The organism is Nannocystis punicea, from assembly GCF_026965555.1.
GTDB lineage: Bacteria > Myxococcota_A > Polyangia > Nannocystales > Nannocystaceae > Nannocystis > Nannocystis punicea.
Map to the genome: position 1 here is coordinate 11094254 of NZ_CP114040.1, position 18167 is coordinate 11112420.

Annotated in this window: 15 protein-coding genes; 8 read left to right on the plus strand and 7 right to left on the minus strand. The window is 70.2% G+C overall.

Annotated elements, in window-relative coordinates:
• Window positions 1-201: 201 nt before the first annotated feature.
• The 3 genes from O0S08_RS42500 to O0S08_RS42510 all read left to right on the plus strand — a co-directional run bounded on the left by O0S08_RS42500 (window position 202) and on the right by O0S08_RS42510 (window position 5396).
• Entirely contained in the window at window positions 202-2508 is a 2307-nt protein-coding gene (locus O0S08_RS42500) for a DUF1592 domain-containing protein (protein ID WP_269035242.1), read from the plus strand.
• Window positions 2509-2533: 25 nt separating this feature from the next.
• A complete protein-coding gene (locus tag O0S08_RS42505) occupies window positions 2534-3853 on the plus strand; it encodes a DUF1501 domain-containing protein (protein WP_269035243.1) in 1320 nt (439 codons plus the stop codon).
• A gap of 601 nt (window positions 3854-4454) precedes the next feature.
• Window positions 4455-5396, plus strand: a complete 942-nt coding sequence (locus O0S08_RS42510) for a serine/threonine-protein kinase (protein ID WP_269035244.1) — start codon at window positions 4455-4457, stop codon at window positions 5394-5396.
• A gap of 123 nt (window positions 5397-5519) precedes the next feature.
• Here O0S08_RS42510 and O0S08_RS42515 read toward each other — a convergent pair whose 3' ends face one another.
• The 5 genes from O0S08_RS42515 to O0S08_RS42535 form a co-directional block, all read right to left on the minus strand.
• Entirely contained in the window at window positions 5520-5930 is a 411-nt protein-coding gene (locus O0S08_RS42515; RefSeq protein WP_269035245.1) for a VOC family protein, read from the minus strand.
• Between the two features lie 7 nt (window positions 5931-5937).
• Entirely contained in the window at window positions 5938-6465 is a 528-nt protein-coding gene (locus O0S08_RS42520; RefSeq protein WP_269035246.1) for a hypothetical protein, read from the minus strand.
• Window position 6466: 1 nt separating this feature from the next.
• Window positions 6467-7477: an AAA family ATPase gene (locus O0S08_RS42525; RefSeq protein WP_269035247.1), complete on the minus strand. Its 1011-nt coding sequence runs from the start codon at window positions 7475-7477 to the stop codon at window positions 6467-6469.
• Between the two features lie 174 nt (window positions 7478-7651).
• Window positions 7652-9184: a hypothetical protein gene (locus O0S08_RS42530; protein WP_269035248.1), complete on the minus strand. Its 1533-nt coding sequence runs from the start codon at window positions 9182-9184 to the stop codon at window positions 7652-7654.
• A 5-nt stretch (window positions 9185-9189) separates the two neighbouring features.
• Window positions 9190-10137 (minus strand): serine/threonine protein kinase, encoded by a 948-nt coding sequence (locus O0S08_RS42535; RefSeq protein WP_269035249.1) that lies wholly within the window; start codon window positions 10135-10137, stop codon window positions 9190-9192.
• An 88-nt stretch (window positions 10138-10225) separates the two neighbouring features.
• On the opposite strand from O0S08_RS42535, the gene O0S08_RS42540 reads away from it, so the two are divergent.
• Genes O0S08_RS42540 through O0S08_RS42550 form a run of 3 tightly spaced genes read left to right on the plus strand, consistent with a single transcriptional unit; the run spans window position 10226 to window position 13196 of the window.
• A complete protein-coding gene (locus tag O0S08_RS42540) occupies window positions 10226-11560 on the plus strand; it encodes a protoporphyrinogen/coproporphyrinogen oxidase (RefSeq protein WP_269035250.1) in 1335 nt (444 codons plus the stop codon).
• The gene (locus O0S08_RS42545) at window positions 11557-12303 is read left to right on the plus strand and encodes a glycosyltransferase family 2 protein (RefSeq protein WP_269035251.1); all 747 of its coding nucleotides are present in this window, start codon (window positions 11557-11559) and stop codon (window positions 12301-12303) included. The genes O0S08_RS42540 and O0S08_RS42545 overlap by 4 nt, the downstream gene beginning before the upstream one ends.
• Window positions 12303-13196 (plus strand): polysaccharide deacetylase family protein, encoded by an 894-nt coding sequence (locus O0S08_RS42550; protein ID WP_269035252.1) that lies wholly within the window; start codon window positions 12303-12305, stop codon window positions 13194-13196. The genes O0S08_RS42545 and O0S08_RS42550 overlap by 1 nt, the downstream gene beginning before the upstream one ends.
• Here O0S08_RS42550 and O0S08_RS42555 read toward each other — a convergent pair.
• On the minus strand, window positions 13147-13860 hold the full coding sequence (locus O0S08_RS42555) for a ribonuclease HI (RefSeq protein WP_269035253.1): 714 nt from the start codon (window positions 13858-13860) through the stop codon (window positions 13147-13149). The genes O0S08_RS42550 and O0S08_RS42555 overlap by 50 nt on opposite strands.
• Before the next feature lie 180 nt (window positions 13861-14040).
• Here O0S08_RS42555 and O0S08_RS42560 point away from each other — a divergent pair, with 180 nt between their 5' ends.
• The gene (locus O0S08_RS42560) at window positions 14041-15087 is read left to right on the plus strand and encodes a hypothetical protein (RefSeq protein WP_269035254.1); all 1047 of its coding nucleotides are present in this window, start codon (window positions 14041-14043) and stop codon (window positions 15085-15087) included.
• 169 nt (window positions 15088-15256) lie between these two features.
• Window positions 15257-15655, plus strand: a complete 399-nt coding sequence (locus O0S08_RS42565; RefSeq protein WP_269035255.1) for a hypothetical protein — start codon at window positions 15257-15259, stop codon at window positions 15653-15655.
• 378 nt (window positions 15656-16033) lie between these two features.
• Here the strand turns inward: O0S08_RS42565 and O0S08_RS42570 are convergent, their stop codons facing one another.
• The gene (locus O0S08_RS42570) at window positions 16034-18166 is read right to left on the minus strand and encodes a hypothetical protein (RefSeq protein WP_269035256.1); all 2133 of its coding nucleotides are present in this window, start codon (window positions 18164-18166) and stop codon (window positions 16034-16036) included.
• Window position 18167: the final 1 nt, after the last annotated feature.

Consider the following 18167-nt stretch of genomic DNA (forward strand, 5'->3'; position numbering starts at 1 on the left):
GCCGCGCGCGACTTCGGCGAGCTCCCGTCCGCACATGTCCCCACGACCAGCCGCCGTTCGTGCGCGGAACTGCGAACCCTCGCCGTTCCTGGGTACCGGCCCGCGCGCCGCGAGGCCCCTCGCCCCCGCTCGTCACGCTTGCCGCGATCGCCGGCCCCGCGATACCTTGCGACCGTGCCCCAAGCGTGGCGGAGGCTTCGTATGACCTCGACTGGCAAACGGCGCTCTGCGCCAACGCTCATCGCCCTCGGCGTCGCCGGCATCGCCGCCGGTGTGCTCGGCGCGTGCAAGGACGGCGGCGTCGACGGTGACGGCGACAGCTGCGTCTCGACCCGCGAGTACTTCGCCAACGAGGCGTGGCCCAAGGTGTTCGGCAAGACCTGCATCACCTGTCACGGGCCGGCCGGCATCGCCGAGGAGCAGGGGGCCGAGTTCCGCCTGCTGCCGGCCTCCTACCCCGGCTTCCTCGACGCCAACCTCGCCTCGGTGAGCGAGAACGCCTCGGTCAGCTACGACGACCTCTCGGCGCTGCTCGCCAAGCCCACCGCCAAGACCAAGCACGGCGGCGGCGAGGTGATCAAGGCCGGCAGCGAGGAGTACCGGATCCTCGAGACCCTGCTGGCGCAGCTGAAGGCCCCGCGCGAGTGCCCCGACAGCGACGGCGCCGACCTCGAGGCGGTCGAGCTGATGGGCCCCGAGGAGACCCTGCGCAAGGCCACGCTGCACCTCGCGGGCCGCCTGCCGACCGGCGAGGAGCTCAAGGAGGCCGCCGCCGGCGAAGAGGCGCTGGCCGAGGCGATCCGCGGCGTGCTCGAGGAGGACGGCTTCTACGACCGCCTCGGCGACATCTTCAACGACCTCCTGCTGACCGACCGCTACCTCGTGTACACCGGCTTCGCGGTCAACATCCTCAACTCGGAGGACTTCCCGAACGCCGGCGCGTGGTGGGAGGGCCTCGAGGGCCAGGACGAGCTGCGCGAGCAGGTCAACCGGGCCGCCGCGCGCGAGCCGATCGACCTCATCAACTACATCGTCCGCAACGACCGGCCCTTCACCGAGATCCTCACCGCCGACTACACGGTGCTGAACCCGTTCTCGGCCCAGCTGTACAACCTCGAGCTCGGCTTCGCGGACCCGACCGATCCGCGCGAGTTCAAGGAGGCCAAGCTGTTCACCGTGCGCGGCGGCAAGAAGACCCTGCCGCACGCCGGCGTGCTCAGCTCGCCGATGTTCCTGAACCGCTTCCCGACCACGCCGACCAACCGCAACCGCCACCGCGCGCGGATGACCTACAAGCTGTTCCTCGCCACCGACGTGCTGCGGATCGGCGAGCGGCCGATCGACCCGTCGCTGTCGGAGGCGTACTCGAACCCGACGCGCGACGACAAGCAGTGCAACTTCTGCCACCAGCTCATCGACCCGGTGGCCGGCGCCTTCCAGAACTACGACGACTACGACATGGAGGTCCTGACCACGCGCGAGTGGTTCCCGGAGATGTTCGCGCCCGGCTTCGACGGCGAGGACATCCCGAAGTCCGACTTCCCCAAATCGCTCGAGTGGCTGGCCGCGCGGCTCGTCAAGGACCCGCGGTTCGTCATCTCCACCGTCCACACCGTCTTCCGCGCGCTGACCGGGACCGAGCCGCTGCTGTTCCCGGCCGACGCCGAGGACCCGCTGTACAGCGCCAAGCTCAACGCCTGGGAGGCCCAGGACGCCCTGTTCCGCCAGATCGGCGAGGACTTCGTGGCCGACGACTACAACCTCAAGGCGGTGATCGTCGGCGTGGTGATGAGCCCGTACTTCCGCGGCCTCTCGCTCGACAAGGTCGAGCTGTCCGAGGCCGAGAGCGAGGAGCTCGGGGTCGTCGGTCACGGCCGGCTGTCGACGCCCGAGCTGCTGGCGAACAAGCTCGAGGCGACCACCGGGATCCGGTGGATCCGCGGCTGGGACCTGAACGACTGGCTGACCACCGACTACCGGATCCTCTACGGCGGCATCGACTCCGACAGCATCACCCAGCGCCTCTCGCACATGAACGGCATCATGGGCGCGGTCGCCGGGCGCATGGCCAACGAGGTCGCCTGCGCCGTCACTGCCTACGACTTTTCGCGCGCGGCCGACAAGCGCAAGCTGTTCCCCGAGGTCACGCTCGACACCGTCCCGCTGAGCGAGAACGGCGCCGAGGTGCCCGACAACATCGGCGCCATCAAGAACAACATCGTCCACCTGTACCAGCGGGTGCTCGGCGAGGAGCTCGCGGTCGACGACCCCGAGGTCGATCGCGCCTACGGCCTGTTCCTCGACACCTGGAAGGACGGCGCTGCCAACGTCGCCAGCGGGGCCGAGAACGAGTGGCTGAGCTGGTGGTGCCAGGCCCGCGTCGACCCCAACACCAACGTCGACCTGCCCGAGGCCGAGAAGATCGAGACCGACAAGAACTACACGATCCGCGCGTGGATGGCGGTGATGACGTACATGCTGTCGGACTACAAGTTCCTCTACGAGTAACGACGACGACGAAGGATAAGCCACCATGGATCGCCGCAACTTCTTGAAGATCGCCGCCATGTCCGGGCTCGCCGTCGCCGCGCCGCTGGGGGTGCGCCGCGCCCTCGCCGACGCCGAGCCGTACGAGGGGCCGTACTTCGTGCTCATCAGCGCCTCGGGCGGCTGGGACCCGGTGTACCTGTGCGACCCGAAGGAGCAGGGCCCGCTGAACCGCCTGTACTCCGCCGCGGCCACGCAGGGCAACATCAGCTACGCGCCGATCGGCCTCGACCCGGTCGCGCTCGGCCTCGAGGAGGCCGCGGCCGCGTACCTGATGTCGAACACCGACTTCTTCACCAAGTACGCCAGCCAGCTGCTCGTGCTCAACGGCGTCGACATGGCGACCAACAACCACGACGCCGGCGCGCGGGCGACGTGGAGCGGCCGCCTGCCGGAGGGCTTCCCGTCGTTCGGCGCGCTGGTGGCGGCCGCGCGGGCGCCCGAGAGCACGTTCGCGTACGTCAGCGCCGGGGGCTTCGACGCCACCGAGGGCCTCGTCCCGCTGACGCGGATCAGCAGCGTCGACGCGGTCAAGAAGATCGCCAACCCCAACCTCACCGACCCGAACAACGCCGAGACCGACAAGTTCCACTCCGACAAGACGATGGAGCGGATCCGCAAGGCCCAGACCGAGCGGCTCGAGGCGCAGATGGCCGCGGCTCGCCTGCCCCGCGCGAAGGCGGCGATGAACGAGCTGTTCCTGTCGCGCGGCGGCGAGAAGCTGCTCAAGGGCCTCACGCTGCCGGCCGAACCGGCGACCCTGCCCGGCTACCAGCTCGGCGACCTGCAGGGCTTCATGCAGCAGAGCCAGTTCACGGTCGCGGCCTTCAAGGCCAAGATGGCCGTGGCCGCCAACCTCAACCTCGGCGGCTTCGACACCCACGGCAACCACGACCGCGACCACGTGCTGCAGCTGGCCAAGCTGCTCGCCGGCGTCGACTTCTTCATGCAGGAGGCCGAGGCGGCCGGCATCGCCGACAAGCTGACGGTGCTCATCGGCTCCGACTTCGCCCGCGGCCCCGGCTACAACGGCGACAACGAGTACGCCGGCAAGGACCACTGGTCGGTCACCAGCGTGATGATGATGGGCAAGGGCATCAAGGGGAACCGCGTGGTCGGGGCCACCGACGCCGAGCAGTACGGCGCCCTCGTCGACCCGTCGAGCCTGGCCGTCGGCAAGGGCAAGAAGCTCACGCCCGAGAGCGTCCACCTCGCCCTGCGCAAGCTGGCCGGCATCGACACCGCCGACGTCACGGCTCGCTTCCCGCTGGCCGGCGAGGACATGCCCAAGCTGCTGGCCGGCTGAGCCCGTTCACTGCAACCTCTGCTCCGCCCTCGCGCCCGCGCGGCGCGAGGGCGTTCGCGTGTTCGCCGCGACCGTCGGACATGTCCCGAAGACCGCGTGAGTCGACGCGCACGCGAGCGGTCGTTCGCGCGGCTCGATCGACGGCGAGCTCCCCGCTCCACATGTCCCGAAGACCATGTGCGACGACGCGCGCGGACGAGCCCGCTGGCCGCCTCGGCGTCGATCGACATGTCCAAAAGAACATGTGCGACGACGCGCGCGGCCGTGCTCACCTGGCCCGTTGTCGCCTCGCCGACGGGGCCTTCGGGCGCCCGCACCGCCGGTCTTTTGAACCATGTCCAAAAGAACATGTGCGCCTACGCGCCACGTAGCGGCCCGCGGGCCCGCGCGCACGTTCGCGCGCCGCCCCGCACACTTGTGCACAGGCGCTGTGGATCTCCGCGAACTCGTTTGTGGATCGCCCGGCTCCTTGCACTCGCTTCGCGAGCGTCGATCGATCTGTCCCGAAGACATTGCCGCCTCCGACGAGAGGTGGTTACTCTTGCTCACCCCCCGAATGATTGAACCCAAGCGAGCTCGCGAACCCGACGCGCCGCGCGCCTTGTGTAGCCGCCGCCCGTCCGCCGACCTCACCGGCCGCGTTTTAGGCGGCCGATACAAGCTGCTCCGCCGACTCGGTCACGGCGGCAGCGGCGCCACCATCTACGAGGCCGAACACGTCGAGCTGCGATGGCGCGTCGCCGTCAAGGTCCTCGACCCCGGCCTGTCCGACGCCGACACCGTCGCGCGTTTCACCCACGAGGCGCGCGCAGCCGCGGCGCTGAACAGCGAGCACATCATCGACATCATCGAGCTCGTACGCGACGACAGCGAGCTCGTCTACATGGTGATGGAGTGCCTCGACGGCGAGGACCTCGCCGCCACTCTGGCGCACGACGGGCCGCTCGACTGGCGGCGCGTGCTGTCGATCGGCACCCAGGTGTGCGAGGCGCTGGTGGCGGCCCACGCTCGCGGCGTGGTCCACTGCGACATCAAGCCCGGCAACTGCTTCCGCATCACCCGCGGCGGCACCGCCGACTTCATCAAGGTGCTCGACTTCGGCGTGTCCAGCTTCGGCGGACGCGCCGCGGCCGCTCGTGACAGTGACGGCCGCCCGAGGTCGGGGCCCGTCATCGGCACGCCCGGCTACATGCCGCAGGAGCAGCTGCGCGGCGGTCCGTACGACCACCGCGTCGACATCTTCGCCCTCGGCGTGCTGATGTTCCGCCTGCTCACCGACAAGATGCCGTACTCGGGCGGCAGCCTGTTCGTCCCGCGCCGCCCGGCGAGCGGCCCCATCGCCCTCCGCCGCGCCGCGCCGGCCGTGGAGATCCCCGACGCCTTCGAGGCGGTGATCCTCAAGTCCGTCGCCAGCGACCCCGCCGAGCGCTACCAGAGCGCGACCGAGCTGCTCGCCGCGCTGCTCGCAGTCGCCGCCGTCTCGCCCGCCCCGCGCCTCGCCCGCGACCCGATCGCCTGGGGCGAGCAGCCGTCGGCGGCGTGAGCCGCCCCGCGCCTGGGAGAGCCTGTCCGTTCGGACAGGCTCTCGCTTTGGGTGACGATGGCATGCCCCTTCGGACATGCCCTCTCGCTCAGGAATTTCAGCATGTCCCTTCGGACATGCGGCTCACGTCGGGCTCGACAGCTCGTCGTAGCCCCGGCCCTTGAATTGAAGGATGCACAGGCCGTGGCCCCACGGATCGGCGAGCAGCACGATCCGCCCCCACACGGCCTCGCGGATCGGGCTCTCGACCGTGGCGCCCGCGGCCTGCGCCCGCGCGAGCGCCGGCTCGAGCTCCTCGACCACGACGTCGAGGTGCACGGGGGTCCAGTGGCGGCCGTAGTCGCGCGGCGACGCGGCGACCTCGGAGGCCGGCGTGCCGGCTGGCTTTTCCAGCAGGTACAACGGGACACCCGCGCCGAGCAGCTCGACGGCCCCGCCGAACCGGCGGCCGACGGTGAAGCCGAACGCGCCCACGTAGAACGCCTCGGCGGCGGAGACATCAGGGACATCGATGTTGACGAGCAAGCTGGGCATGAGGGCCTCATTCCTCCTGGGCTACGCCGCTCACGTGCAAGCCCGGCAGCGGCCGCTCTTCGCGGCTGAGCACGATGACGTGGGGTCTGAACCAGTGCAAGCGTCGCTTGATGGCTTCGGCCAGCATGGTGCGATCCGCTGGCCGCGTCTGTGGATCCTCCTCAAGCCAGAGCACTACGTTGCACTTCTTCTTGATCGCGAAGAGTTGACCGAGCAACGAACGAAGCGGGGCGGTATCGAGCCCGCGATCCATCGCCCAGACCAGCCCCGCGATCGTGTCGCGAACCTTGTTGGCGACCTCGTCGGCGAGTGCCCCGCTCATGAGCCGTCGCTTGTTCTCGATCCGATAGTCACGGAAGTTCTTCACCTCGATAAAATATGGATCCGATCCGAACAGGCCGATGAAGTCGACGGCCGCCGTGGTCGCGTGCATCCCGAGGCCGCCCGTGTAGCAGGCATGCCTGTCCCACTGCTCCATCAACTGCCACGGTTCACCGAACCGGAACCGCAGCCGGGACTCGACTATCTCGAACATCTCAGCCTCCCTGGCTGTGATCGAACAGCTCGCGCTCGAAGTCGTAGTGGCGAGCAAACTCTTCGACGATCGGGTTGCTCGGCAGGTCGGCGAGCGTGTCGCCTCGAGACACGGTAACCGGCCCATCCGGCTCGCTACGCGCGAGCCCAAAGAATCGCACGGTGCCGGGCGGCACCTTGTCGTACTCGGCGAGCAACGACAACCGATGAGACAGCAGGTAGTCGTGGGTCGCCAAGACGATCTGCACGCCATGCCTCGCCAGCTCGATCAAGACGTCGACGACCTGGGTGATGAGCCGTGGGTTGAGATTGGTCTCCGGCTCGTCCCAGAACAGGACGCCTCCAGGCGCGATCCCTCCGTTCGCCACCAATCGAGCGATAGTGGCGATCTTCCTCAACCCCTCGGCGACGAGATGCGCCTCGACCCTGTCTCCGTTCGTCGGCTGAACATAGAAGCGGTTGCCCTCGAGGAGGACCTTGCCGCCGATGATCGCCTCGAGCCTCTGTAATAGAGGAGCAATCTGCTCGGCTCGCTCCCCGCGCAAGACGTTGGCGTTGAGGGCCACGCAGAGGTCGAAGAAGGTCTCGTCGAAGGACAGCTCGCGGCTCTGGTACGCGGCGATGAAGCCCTCGTACATCGAGAGCACCTCGCGGGAGGGAACATAGAGCGCAGGCAACCAACGTCCAGGCTCGCCAAGGACCGAAGTCAGTTGCCCGCCCTGGTGAACCATGAAAAGGCGGCCCTTCCCTTCAACCCGCCAGCCCACCCGTGCTTCCGTCTTGCCCCGCCGGACGAGTCGCGAAACGTCCCCCTTCTCCGGCAGAAACACCTGAGTCATCTTGCGAGACTGCGCGCTCTTCTTCTCGTCGCCGATCAACGCGTACATCGCCTTCATCGCGTGAGACTTGCCCGTCCCGTTGGTACCGATCAACACGTTGATCCCCGGGCACAACTCCACACGGGCATCGGCGAAGACCGTGAAGTTCTGGAACGTGACGACTTCGAGCGTCATGCCGCCAGGAACATACACCAGGTCGGTGGCATGTGCATGCCGAGCGCCCGCACCTCCCCCGCAGAGAGCATGACAGTGTGGGCACTCTGTTCTACGCAAATCGCTACTCCACCCGCAGGCACCTCGCTTGCGGCGAAACCACGAAGCCCCCAGTCGCAAAAATATTGCTCGTGTTCACTGCCGCAGGTGCGGCCGCGCCTGGGCGTAGCACCAGCCGAGCACGAGCAAGAGCGGCACCAGGCTGAGCGGGCCGGGCAGGCCGAGCATGCGACCGAGGTTGGCGGGGCCGGTGTAGCCGGTGTCCGCGGCCCAGATCCGCGGCCACGCGTGGCCCCACAGCGGGTCGCCGAACTGCGGCGCCTCGGGGGCCGCGGCGGCCAGCAGCAGGGTGAACGCGCTCGACAGCAGGGCCAGGCCCACCACCGCGCGCGGGACGACGCGGATCGCCGGGGCCAGCGCCAGGGCCAGGAACGGCAGCATCGGCACGCAGTGGCGCGGACCGATCGCCGCGCCGCCGTCCCACATGTAATAGCCGGCGTTGAGCGCCAGGTAGAAGCCGACCACGCCGAGGCACACGCAGGCGACCTGCCTCACCGGCCATGTCCCTGACGACATGCCCTGAGGTGCAGGCGGCCAGCCGCGCAGCTCGCAGCCGAGGCCCCACGGGGTCAGCAGCAACACCGGGGCGAGGTAGAACAGCCCGCGGTAGGCGCCGAACAGCAGCTCCAGCAGCACGCTTGGGTCCGGCGCGTGGATGCCGTAGTTGACGCGCATGCCCTCGGCGAACTCGGCCAGGTAGACGAAGTCGTAGCCGGTCTTGAGCGGGCCGCCGAACGCGACGGTGTGGTAGACGGCGAGGGCCACGGCCGCCGGGGCGCCGCCGAGCGCGGCCACTGCGGCGAAGCGGGGCCCGCGGCGCAGCCAGGCGAACAGCCACAGCAGCGCGACCGGGACGGCCGCCGGGTACTCGCACAGCACCGCCAGGCCGAGGCACATGCCTGTCCCGAAGGCCATGGCCTTTCCGCCATGTCCCAGGAGGATGCCGGCGAACCCGAGCAGGAGCAGGTCGGCGCACAGCTGGTGGCCGTAGAAGGCCGAGCCGTAGACCAGCGCCGGGGTGGCGAGGGCGTAGGTCGCCGCCAGCAGCAGCGCGCCGGCGCGGTCGCCGAGGCGGCGCAGCGCGAGGAGGTAGAGCGCCAGCGCGCCGAGCACCGCGAACACGCCGACCGAGCCCACGCGGCTGACGTAGAGCGCGGTGCGGTAGGCCTGGTTGTAGGCCAGGCGGTCGCCGGGGCGGCGGGCCGCGGGGTCGCGGTTGGGGTCGCGGGGGTCGAGGGGGACCAGGCGGACGTCGGGCGGCTCGGCGCCGACGAGGCGGCGTGCGCCGTGGTAGAGCGCGTAGGCGGGCACCGCCAGCAGCGAGGTCCCGGGGGCCTTGTCGCTGTAGAAGTGGCCGTCGCGCAGGCTCTTGTCGCCGGTGGTCGCGTGGTAGTCGTCGATGATCGGCGTGCCCTGCTCGACCAGCGCGCGCGTCAGCGCCAGGCGCGAGTTCTGGTTCCACGCCGGCGGGCCCGAGAAGTACGACGTCGCCGCCAGCACCGCCACCGCCAGCGGCAGCAGCACCGGCGCCTCGGCCCTCACCAGCGCTCGCAGGCCGCCGGCCTCTCGAAGGCTCGCCCCGTCGCCGGAGCCTGGCCTAGCGGACATGTCTCTCAGACCATGGCCCGGGCGCTGGCCTCGACCACCAGCGCCCCCAGCTCTTGCTGGGCCCGCTCGGCCGCGGCCGCCTCCGGGCACTGGGCCAGCCGCTGCAGCACTTGATACGCGTTGGCGTAGCGGCGGGCCGGGTCGCGGTCGAGGTTCTTGCGCACGATCTCCGCCAGCTTGGTCGACAGCCCCGGCAGGCGGCGGCTGGGGTGGCCGGCGTCGAACTTGACGATCGCGTCCATCGTCTTGAGGTCGTCGTCGGCCTTGAAGCAGCGCTGGCCCTTCAGCATCTCCCACAGCATCACGGCCAGGCCGAAGATGTCCGAAGAGACAGTCGCGGCCGCCGTCCCGACCACCCGCTCGGGGGCCATGTACGCCTTCGAGCCGGCCTGGGACATGTCGCTCTCGCGGGCCAGCCAGATGCTGGTCGCCGAGTTGTAGTCGGCCAGCATGACCTGGCCGGTGCGCGACAGCAGCACGTTGGCCGGGCAGATGTCGCGGTGCACCACATTGAGCTCGGTCAGCTTGCCCTTGTCCTCGGCCTCGGCGGTGTGCACGTGGTGGAGCGCGTCGGCCAGCTGGCCCATGATGTAGACCGCGATCTCCTTGCTGAGGCCGCGCGGGCTGCCGACGTCGTGGCCGAGCAGCACTGCCAGGTCGCAGCCGTCGATCGCGTCGAGGACGAGATAGCGCACGCCGTTCTGCGCGCCCTCGGCGTGCGCGCTCGGGATGCCCGGGTGATTGAACGCCTGATAGAGGCGGATCTCGTGCTCGAATTGAGCGGCCAATATCGCGTGCTCGGGGCCCGAGCCCGACGGCAGCAGCTTGACGACGTAGGCCGGCGGCGCCGCCTCCGGGTCGTCCTCGTGGCGCGCGAGGAACAGGTGGAACACCGAGCTGCGCACCGCGAGCGGCCGGACCAGACGGAACTTGCCGAGACTCTGGAGCTCCATGGACGAGCCCAGTGTGCCGCCCGCAGATCCGCGTGTCCATCGCCGAGTGCGAGGCGCCGCCCGCCGGGACCTGCTACAAGAGCGGCCGATGTCATCGCCCCCGCGAACGCCGCTCGTGGTGCTGGGAGCCGGCCTGACCGGGCTCTCGGCGGCCTGGCACGCGCGCGGGCCGGTGCTGCTGGTCGAGCGCGAGGCTCGCGTCGGCGGCCACGCCCGCAGCCATCGCCGCGACGGCTTCACCTTCGACGTCACCGGGCACTGGCTGCACCTGCGCGACCCCTCGATAAAGACGCTGGTCGAGGGCCTGTTTCAGCCCGGCGAGCTCGCCACCGTGGCGCGCCGCACCTGCATCCACAGCCACGGCGTGCAGCTGCCCTACCCGTTCCAGGCCAACCTGCACGGATTGCCGCTCGAGGTGGTGCAGGAGTGCCTGGTCGGCTACGTGGCGGCGCGCGAGCAGGCGGCGAAGGGCGCGCCGGAGCCGCAGACCTTCGTCGGCTTCGCCGAGGCCCGCTTCGGCGCCGGCATCGCCAAGCACTTCTTCGTCCCGTACAACCGCAAGTTGTGGGGCGAGCACCTCGAGCGGCTGACCGCCGATTGGGTCTCGCGCTACATCCCGATCCCCGACACCGCGCAGGTGATCGGCGGCGCCATCGGCCTGGCGCAGGAGGGCCTCGGCTACAACGCCAGCTTCCTCGTCCCGACCGCCGGGGGCATCGACGCAGTGCCGGAGCGAATGCGCGCGGAGCTCGCCCGCCGCTCCGAGGTCGAGCTGCGGCTCGGCAGCGACATCGACGAGGTCGACGTCGTCGGTCGGCGGATCAAGCTCGGCGCCGAGGCCGACTGGCGCAGCTACGACGCGCTCGTCTCGAGCATCCCCCTGCCGGAGCTGGTGCGCCGGATCCCCGCGGCCCCCGCTGAAATCCGCGACGCTGCCGGCGCCCTGCGCCACGTCCGCTGGCGCTACCTCGACATCGCCGTCGGCGCGCCCGCGCCGTGCGACTATCACTGGGTCTACGTGCCCGAGCCGCGCCTGCCCTTCTTCCGCGTCGGCGTCTACTCGAACGCCGCCCCGCGCATGGCCCCGGCCGGCTGCAGCGGGCTCTACGTCGAGCTGAACGAGCGGACAGGTCCCATCGACCTCGCCGGCGTCTACGCCGGCCTGGTCGAGGTCGGGGCCCTGCGCGCGGCCGAGGACGTCCGCTTCGTCGAGGTCCGCGTGGTCGAGCACGCCTATGTCGTGTTCGACGCCGCCTACGCCGCCACCCGCGCCGCCGTCCTCGCCTGGCTCGAAGGACAGGGCATCTTCAGCTGCGGTCGCTACGGCGGGTGGATCTACAACAGCATGGAAGACTGTCTGCTGGCCGGACGAGCGGCCAGCGAGTGGGCGGCCGCGCGGCTCGCCGGACAGGAGCCGCGATGAGCGAGTCGTCGGCGACGTCGCCGGGGCCCGAGGTCAGCGTCGTCATCCCCGTCTACAACGAGGAGGCGATCCTCCGCGACAGCGTCGTCGAGCTGGTGCGCGGGCTCGAGGCCGAGGTGCCGGCCTTCGAGGTGTGGCTGGCGGAGAACGGCAGCCGCGACCGCACGCGCGAGATCGCGGCCGAGCTCGCCGCGCTCGACCCGCGGGTGAAGTGGTTCTCGTGTCCGGCGCCCAACTACGGGGCCGCGCTGCGCATGGCGATCGAGCAAGCGGCGGGGAAGTTCGTGGTGTGCGAGGAGATCGACCTGTGCGACCTCGCCTTCCACCGGCGCGCCCTGGCGCTGCTGCGCGCCGGCGCGGCCGATCTGGTGGTCGGCTCGAAGGCGATGCCGGGGGCGCACGATCGGCGGCCGCTCGGTCGCCGCGCGGCCACGCGGGCCTACAACGGCCTCTTGCGGGTCACTCTCGGCTATCGCGGCACCGACACGCACGGGCTCAAGGCGTTTCGTCGCGCGGCGCTGCTGCCGGTGGTCGAGCGCTGCATCGTCGGCCACGACGTGTTCGCCTCGGAGCTGGTGATCCGGGCCCAGCGCGACGGCGTGGCGATCACCGAGATCCCCGTCGAGCTGGAAGAGAAGCGCGCGCCGTCGATTCACCTGGCGCGGCGAGTGCCGCGCGTGCTGAAGAACCTGGCGCGCCTGATGGCCGCGATCCATCTCGGGCGCGGCGCGAAGGAGCGGTGATGACGACCGAGCTGCGCGGCACGATCCTCAGCGTCGACCTCGACGACCTCGCCTGCTACCACGCCATCCACGGCCTGCCGCCGCCGACGCCGGAGCAGGCCGACGTGGTGCTCGGCCGCTGCCTGCCGCGGCTCCTCCGTCTGTTCGCCGAGACCGGCGCGCGCGCCACCTTCTTCGTGGTCGGCCGCGACCTCGAGCGCGACATGCAGGGCCCCGGTCACGGCGCGGCGATGCTCAGCCTGGCGGCGCAGTCGGGGCACGAGCTCGGCAACCACAGCTACAGCCACGCCTACGATCTTGTCGACTGGCCTTCGGGACAGGTTTATCGCGACCTGCGGCGCTGCGACGAGCTGCTGCGCAAGCTCGGCGCCGAGCCGCGGGGCTTCCGCGCGCCGGGCTACTGCCACGACGAGCTGCTGCTGCAACAGGCCGGCGCGCTCGGCTACCGCTACGACAGCTCGCTGTTGCCGTCGCTGCCGTACTACGCGGCCAAGCTGGCGGCGATGGCGTGGATCCGCGTGCGCGGGCGGCGGTCGCAGTCGCGGGCGCGCGGGCTCCGGAGCTTCGTCGGCCCGGCGCACCCGTACTACCGGGCCGACGTCGGCATGTGGGAGGTGCCGATCAGCGTCAGCCCGCTGCTGCGCCTGCCGATGGTCGGCACCTTCGTCCTGCGCGGCGGGCCGCTCTACCGCGAGGCGCTGCGGATCCCCGCGCTGCACCTCGAGCTGCACGCGCTCGACCTCGCCGACCCCGACAGCGACCCGATCGATCCGGCGCTGCGCAAGCGGCAGCCCGAGCTGCGGACCCCGCTCGACAAGCGGCTCGCTCGCCTGCGCGAGCTGATCAAACGGCGGGGAGGGGCGACTTCGATCGCCGCCGCGTTCGGGTCCTAGAGTCCTCGCGGCGGACGGCCATGGTCGCCAGGGCGTCGGCCTCTTCGTTGCCCGACTGGCCGGCGTGGCCGCGGACCTTGAGCAGCTCGACGCCGGTGAACTCGCCGAGCTTCTCCTTGATCTTCTCGATCAGCTCGAGGTTGGCCTTGGCCTTCCAGCCGCCGACCAGGACGCCGAGGCTCCAGCCGCTGTCGGTGTAGAGGAGGACGTGCGCGTCCTTGTCCTCGGGGCGCAGCATCTCGAGCGCGCGCAGGATGGCCGTCAGCTCGGCGACGTTGTTGGTGCCCTCGCCGATGAACTCGCTGTGCTCGACGGCCTCTTCGCCGCGCTCGATGAGCACGCCGATGCCGGCCGGGCCGGGGTTGCCGCTGCAGGCGCCGTCGGTATGAATGATGATGGTCGCGTCGGTCGCCGGCCGGGTCGGTTCCTCGCGAACGACCTGAACAGTCGCCACGGGGGTTGGAGTCCCCGAGAAGGCGTCGTCGGAGAGGATCTCGGTATCGTCCGGGATCTCGATCAGATTATCGGGCGTGGCACGGTAAGACTTGCTGGCGCCCAGCCGGTACCGCATCTCGATCCGGCCGCGGTGGACGATGGGCTTGCCGGACGCGAGGACGCGGACGAACACTGTTTGATCCTTGAAAACGAAGCGTTTCCACGCCATGTGCGAGCTCCGACCAGGCCCCCGAGCGGCCGCTGGTTCCGGTGCAGCGTACGGCCGCGCTGCAGAATTGGGCAGATTGGATCACTATGTACCGACAGGCGGAAAGACACATCCTCACCCGGCCTGTACCCGGGTTTTTTGGTTGATCGATTAAAATTCGTAGCGTATTAGTGCCCCGCTATGAAGCGGACGATCCTCACGACCCTCGCTGCCACTGCGCTCCTCGCGATTCCCGCCTGCAAGGGCGGAGCCAGCGCCGCCGGCGGCAAGCTCATCCCCGAGCAAGCCACCATCATGGCCGGCATCGACGTCGGCGGCTTGCTGAAGAGCAAGCTGTACGCCGACAACAAGGCCATCGCCGAGTCGCAGGCCGGCTACAAGGAAGTTGTGGAAGCAGCGAAGGCCTGCAACCTCGACCCCGAGAAGGCGATTACCTCCGTCCTGATCGGGACTGACGCGAAGGACGGCGTCGCGGTCGTGGTCACCGGTACCGGTATCGGCGACGAGAAGAACCTGACCTGCATCGCCGACAAGGCCAAGGAGAAGAACGGCGGCAAGGTCCCCTTCACGATCGCCGACGAGGGCGGCAAGAAGGCGCTGAAGATGGATGACGGCACCGGCTACATCGTCGACGCCGGCACGGTCGTGATCGCCAGCAAGCCGTGGGCCGCCGCGGTCAAGGATCTGGTCGACGGCAAGGGCAAGGCCGCCGTCGATGGTCCGCACAAGGATCTGTTCACCCGCGCCGACCAGAGCCGCCACATCTGGTTCGCGGGCGTCGCCCCCGAGCAGCTCGCCGGCATGGCGAAGGCGCAGGGCCAGGTCGACGTGAAGGACTTCTCGGGCTCGGTCGACCTCAGCGACGGCCTCGGCGTCAAGCTCGCCGCCGGCCTCGGCTCGGCCGAGCAGGCCTCGGGCCTCAAGAAGAAGGCCGACGAGGCGCTGCCGATGGCGAAGATGGGCCTGGCGATGGTCGGCCTGCCCGCCACGGTCGCCGACACCGTCAAGATCGACGCGAAGGACGCCCTCCTCAGCTTCGAGATCTCGCTCAGCGCCAGCGACCTCAAGACCCTGCAGGAGAAGGCCGGCGGTCTCGGCGGCCTGATGGGCGGCGGCGCCGGTGGCCCGCCCCCCTCGGCCGAGCCGGCCATCCCCCCGCCCGCGGCTGACCCGGCCGCCGTTCCTCCGCCGGCCGCGCCGGCCGAGGGTGCCCCGGCGGCGCACTGAGCCGCGCGGCCGCGCGCTTGCGCCGCGGCCGTGGATCCTCTAAAGAGTCGCGGCCCTTTCGACTTCACGTCGAGAGGGCCGCTCCTTTTCGGGCCCGCACCTCTCTGGTCGGGCCCGGGACAACCCCCTTCGTAGCTGCTCATGGCGGCCAACATCGAGGCGGATCGCAATGCCCAAGACCACACCCCTGCAACACGTCAAGAAGCTCTTCGGTTCCAAGGACCAGCTCGTCGCCCGCGTGGCCGAGCTCCTGCCCAGCTCCTTCTCCGGCGAGTCGGCCGAGGACTTCAAGAAGCGCCTGAAGTACGTCGCCAACAGCAAGCTCATCCGCCTGGTCGAGGTCGGTGAGAAGGCCAAGAAGCTCGGCGGCGTCCAGGCCATCGTCGACAAGATCGCCGAGCTCAAGGGCCAGGCCAAGGACAAGGACTTCAAGGCCGCGCTCGCCAAGTTCAGCGTGCCCAGCCTCGTCGACCTCCACCAGAGCCTCACCCGCAAGGCCAAGACGACCGAGGCCAAGCCCGCCGAGGCCAAGAAGACCGAGAAGAAGGCCGACAAGAAGAAGGCCTGAGGAACCTGTCCGCAGGGACAGCTCCAGGAGGGGCCGCGGCACATCGCCGCGGCCCTTCGCGCTTTCGGGCGGCGCACTTCGTCGCCACCCAGGTTCGCGTCCAAGGCCGGAACCTGCCTGTAGAGAGACGGCCCTGAAACGACGGGCAGCGGCCTGGTTCGCCGCGACCTCTCGCTGTTCAGGCCGCGCCCGGCGTCACGCCTCTCGCCGCATTGTCTGAAAGAAAGGCGAGAGAACCGCGGCGGTCCGCCGCATCTCTTCGCTCTTCAGACCTCTCGGGCGCAATGCCTGAAAAGACAGGCGGAGGACGGCTCGCCTCTCCGCCTTTCAGACCGCGAGCTCGGTGTCACGCCCCGGCGCGGTGTGCAGCGAAGTCCGTCACTTCTCGGCGATCACCGCGTGCGAGCCGATGTTGCCGAAGCTGTCGCGCGCGCGCAGGACCACGCGGTGGCGGCCGGGTGCGAGCGGCTCGGGCAGGGTCAGCTGGAAGCCCTCGCGGCCGGTGTCGAACAGGCCGTCGCTGGGGCTGGCGGCGCGGAAGGGGCCGCCGTCGACGCTGAAGGCGACGTCGTGGATCTGGCCGCCCTCGTCGCTGGCGGTGCCGGTGATCGACAGGCCGCTGACCTTGACCCCGTCGATGGCGGGGCGCTTGTGGTCGATGACGAACGGGGCGGACACGACCTCGTCGCGAGCGGCGCGGGAGACCCCGTTGCTCGGCTCGTCGCTGGCGATGACCTGGGCCTCGTAGACGCCGTCGGGCACGCTGCCGAGGTCCCACTTGTACTCTTTCTTGGTCACCGGCTCGGTGCCGCTCAGCGAGATCCACTCCTTCTCGCCGGTGCCCTCGGGGCGCACGCGGACCTCGTAGACCAGGTCGTCGTCGTCGCGCGCCTCGGCCTTCCACTTGATCGTCAGCTTGCCCTCGGGCTCGTCGTCGTCGGTCAGCTCGAACTCGGGGTGGGCCACGTCGACCCCGGCCACCAGCGGGGCCAGGTTCTCGGGGGCGTAGAACAGCTGCACGTCGCGCAGCTCGCCGCCTTCGGCGAGAGTCACCTCGAGCTCGACGAAGCGGCGCGTCGGCAGCGACAGCCCGCCGGCCAGCGCGTCGCCTTCCTTCTTGAGGGTGACGGGCTTCCACTCGCTCCAGCGCTTGTCGGGCTCCTCGCTCGGGCCGCTGCGGGCGCGCAGGGTCAGGCCCTTGCCGCGCAGGTACACCGCGCCGAACGTCGACGGCTGCTTGGCGTCGAGGACCTTGGTCCGGTACCTGGCCTTTTGGGCAGGTGCGACCGCGAGCCGGTACGCGCCCGCGCCGTCGCCGGTGGTGGCCAGCACCGCGCCGTCGCCGAGGCGGCACAGCGCGGTGGCTTGGCGCTCGTCGAGGTCGGCGACGGTGGCGACGTCGCGGCGGCCGCGGACGCGGTAGACCTTGCCCTGCTGCGAGGCGGCGACCAGCACCTCCGAGCCCTTGGCGCCGGCCAGCAGCGACGTGAAGTACTGCTTGTCCTTGTGCAGCCACGACTCCCAGGTCGCCTCGGACGCGCGGGCCAGGTCGCGCTTCGGGCCGAGGGCGACGAAGAACACGTCGGCCGACGACTGCGCCCCGCCCCCGCCCGAGGTCGCGTCGAGGGTGCCCTCGGCGGGCTGACCGACCAGGCTGGTGCGGTTGAGGTTCTTGGTCAGCGCCTGGACCGACGACAGGCCGCGGTCGGTGAAGTCGTTGACCGCCGCGACCAGGCCGCCGTCGACCAGCGCGAGCGCGCGGACCTCGTCGCCGGCGAAGTCGTGGACGAGCACGCCGTCGCTGGCGGGGCCGACCTGCAGGACCTTGGCCCCGGGCGAGGTGCCGACGACCACGTCCTTGCCGACCGGCAGCACCGCGAGGATGTCCTTCTCGTCGGAGTCGAGCACGACCTTGGGGTCCTTGCCGTTGAGGTCGAGCGAGAACAGCTCGCCCTTGGGACCTGTCCCGACGAGCAGGCGGCCCTCGTGCGGCACGAGGGCCCAGATCTGCTCGACCTGCAGCTTGGCGAACTCGCTGACCTTGCCCTTGCCGTCGATGCGGTGGATCGTCCCGCCGGGCAGCGTCGCCGCCAGCAGGTCGCCGCCGGGCAGCGTCGTCATCGCCGACACCACCGCGCCCGGCAGCTCGGCCAGCTTGCTCGCCGCCGGCTCGGCCGCGCCGGCCTTGCTCGGGGTGGCCAGCTTGATCCGCTGCACCCCCGAGGCGTCGGCGGTGCCGAGGTACACCGCGCCCTTGTCCTTCGGGTCGGCGACGCACGAGAACACGCTCGCCGCGCCCTTCACCTCGCCGCGCGCCGGCACCAGGCCGACGGTGACCTTGCCCGAGCCCTCGATCGCAGCGCCCTCGGCCTCGCCGGCGTCGAAGTCGTCGAAGTCGCCGAGGTGGAAGCTGCGCGTGCCGCCGGCCCCGGCGCTCGCGGGCGCGAGGGCGAGCAGCGCCGCGAGGGGCGCGAGCATCGCCGCGAACGGCGAATATGTACGAAAAGACATG

What these genes read in the sequence shown, in the direction of transcription:
- O0S08_RS42500 (WP_269035242.1), top strand. Translation starts at nt 202, where the DNA reads ATGACCTCGACTGGCAAACGGCGCTCTGCGCCAACGCTCATCGCCCTC.
- O0S08_RS42505 (WP_269035243.1), top strand. Translation starts at nt 2,534, where the DNA reads ATGGATCGCCGCAACTTCTTGAAGATCGCCGCCATGTCCGGGCTCGCC.
- O0S08_RS42515 (WP_269035245.1), bottom strand. Translation starts at nt 5,930, where the DNA reads ATGCCCAGCTTGCTCGTCAACATCGATGTCCCTGATGTCTCCGCCGCC.
- O0S08_RS42520 (WP_269035246.1), bottom strand. Translation starts at nt 6,465, where the DNA reads ATGTTCGAGATAGTCGAGTCCCGGCTGCGGTTCCGGTTCGGTGAACCG.
- O0S08_RS42525 (WP_269035247.1), bottom strand. Translation starts at nt 7,477, where the DNA reads ATGACGCTCGAAGTCGTCACGTTCCAGAACTTCACGGTCTTCGCCGAT.
- O0S08_RS42530 (WP_269035248.1), bottom strand. Translation starts at nt 9,184, where the DNA reads ATGTCCGCTAGGCCAGGCTCCGGCGACGGGGCGAGCCTTCGAGAGGCC.
- O0S08_RS42535 (WP_269035249.1), bottom strand. Translation starts at nt 10,137, where the DNA reads ATGGAGCTCCAGAGTCTCGGCAAGTTCCGTCTGGTCCGGCCGCTCGCG.
- O0S08_RS42540 (WP_269035250.1), top strand. Translation starts at nt 10,226, where the DNA reads ATGTCATCGCCCCCGCGAACGCCGCTCGTGGTGCTGGGAGCCGGCCTG.
- O0S08_RS42545 (WP_269035251.1), top strand. Translation starts at nt 11,557, where the DNA reads ATGAGCGAGTCGTCGGCGACGTCGCCGGGGCCCGAGGTCAGCGTCGTC.
- O0S08_RS42550 (WP_269035252.1), top strand. Translation starts at nt 12,303, where the DNA reads ATGACGACCGAGCTGCGCGGCACGATCCTCAGCGTCGACCTCGACGAC.
- O0S08_RS42555 (WP_269035253.1), bottom strand. Translation starts at nt 13,860, where the DNA reads ATGGCGTGGAAACGCTTCGTTTTCAAGGATCAAACAGTGTTCGTCCGC.
- O0S08_RS42560 (WP_269035254.1), top strand. Translation starts at nt 14,041, where the DNA reads ATGAAGCGGACGATCCTCACGACCCTCGCTGCCACTGCGCTCCTCGCG.
- O0S08_RS42565 (WP_269035255.1), top strand. Translation starts at nt 15,257, where the DNA reads ATGCCCAAGACCACACCCCTGCAACACGTCAAGAAGCTCTTCGGTTCC.
- O0S08_RS42570 (WP_269035256.1), bottom strand. Translation starts at nt 18,166, where the DNA reads ATGTCTTTTCGTACATATTCGCCGTTCGCGGCGATGCTCGCGCCCCTC.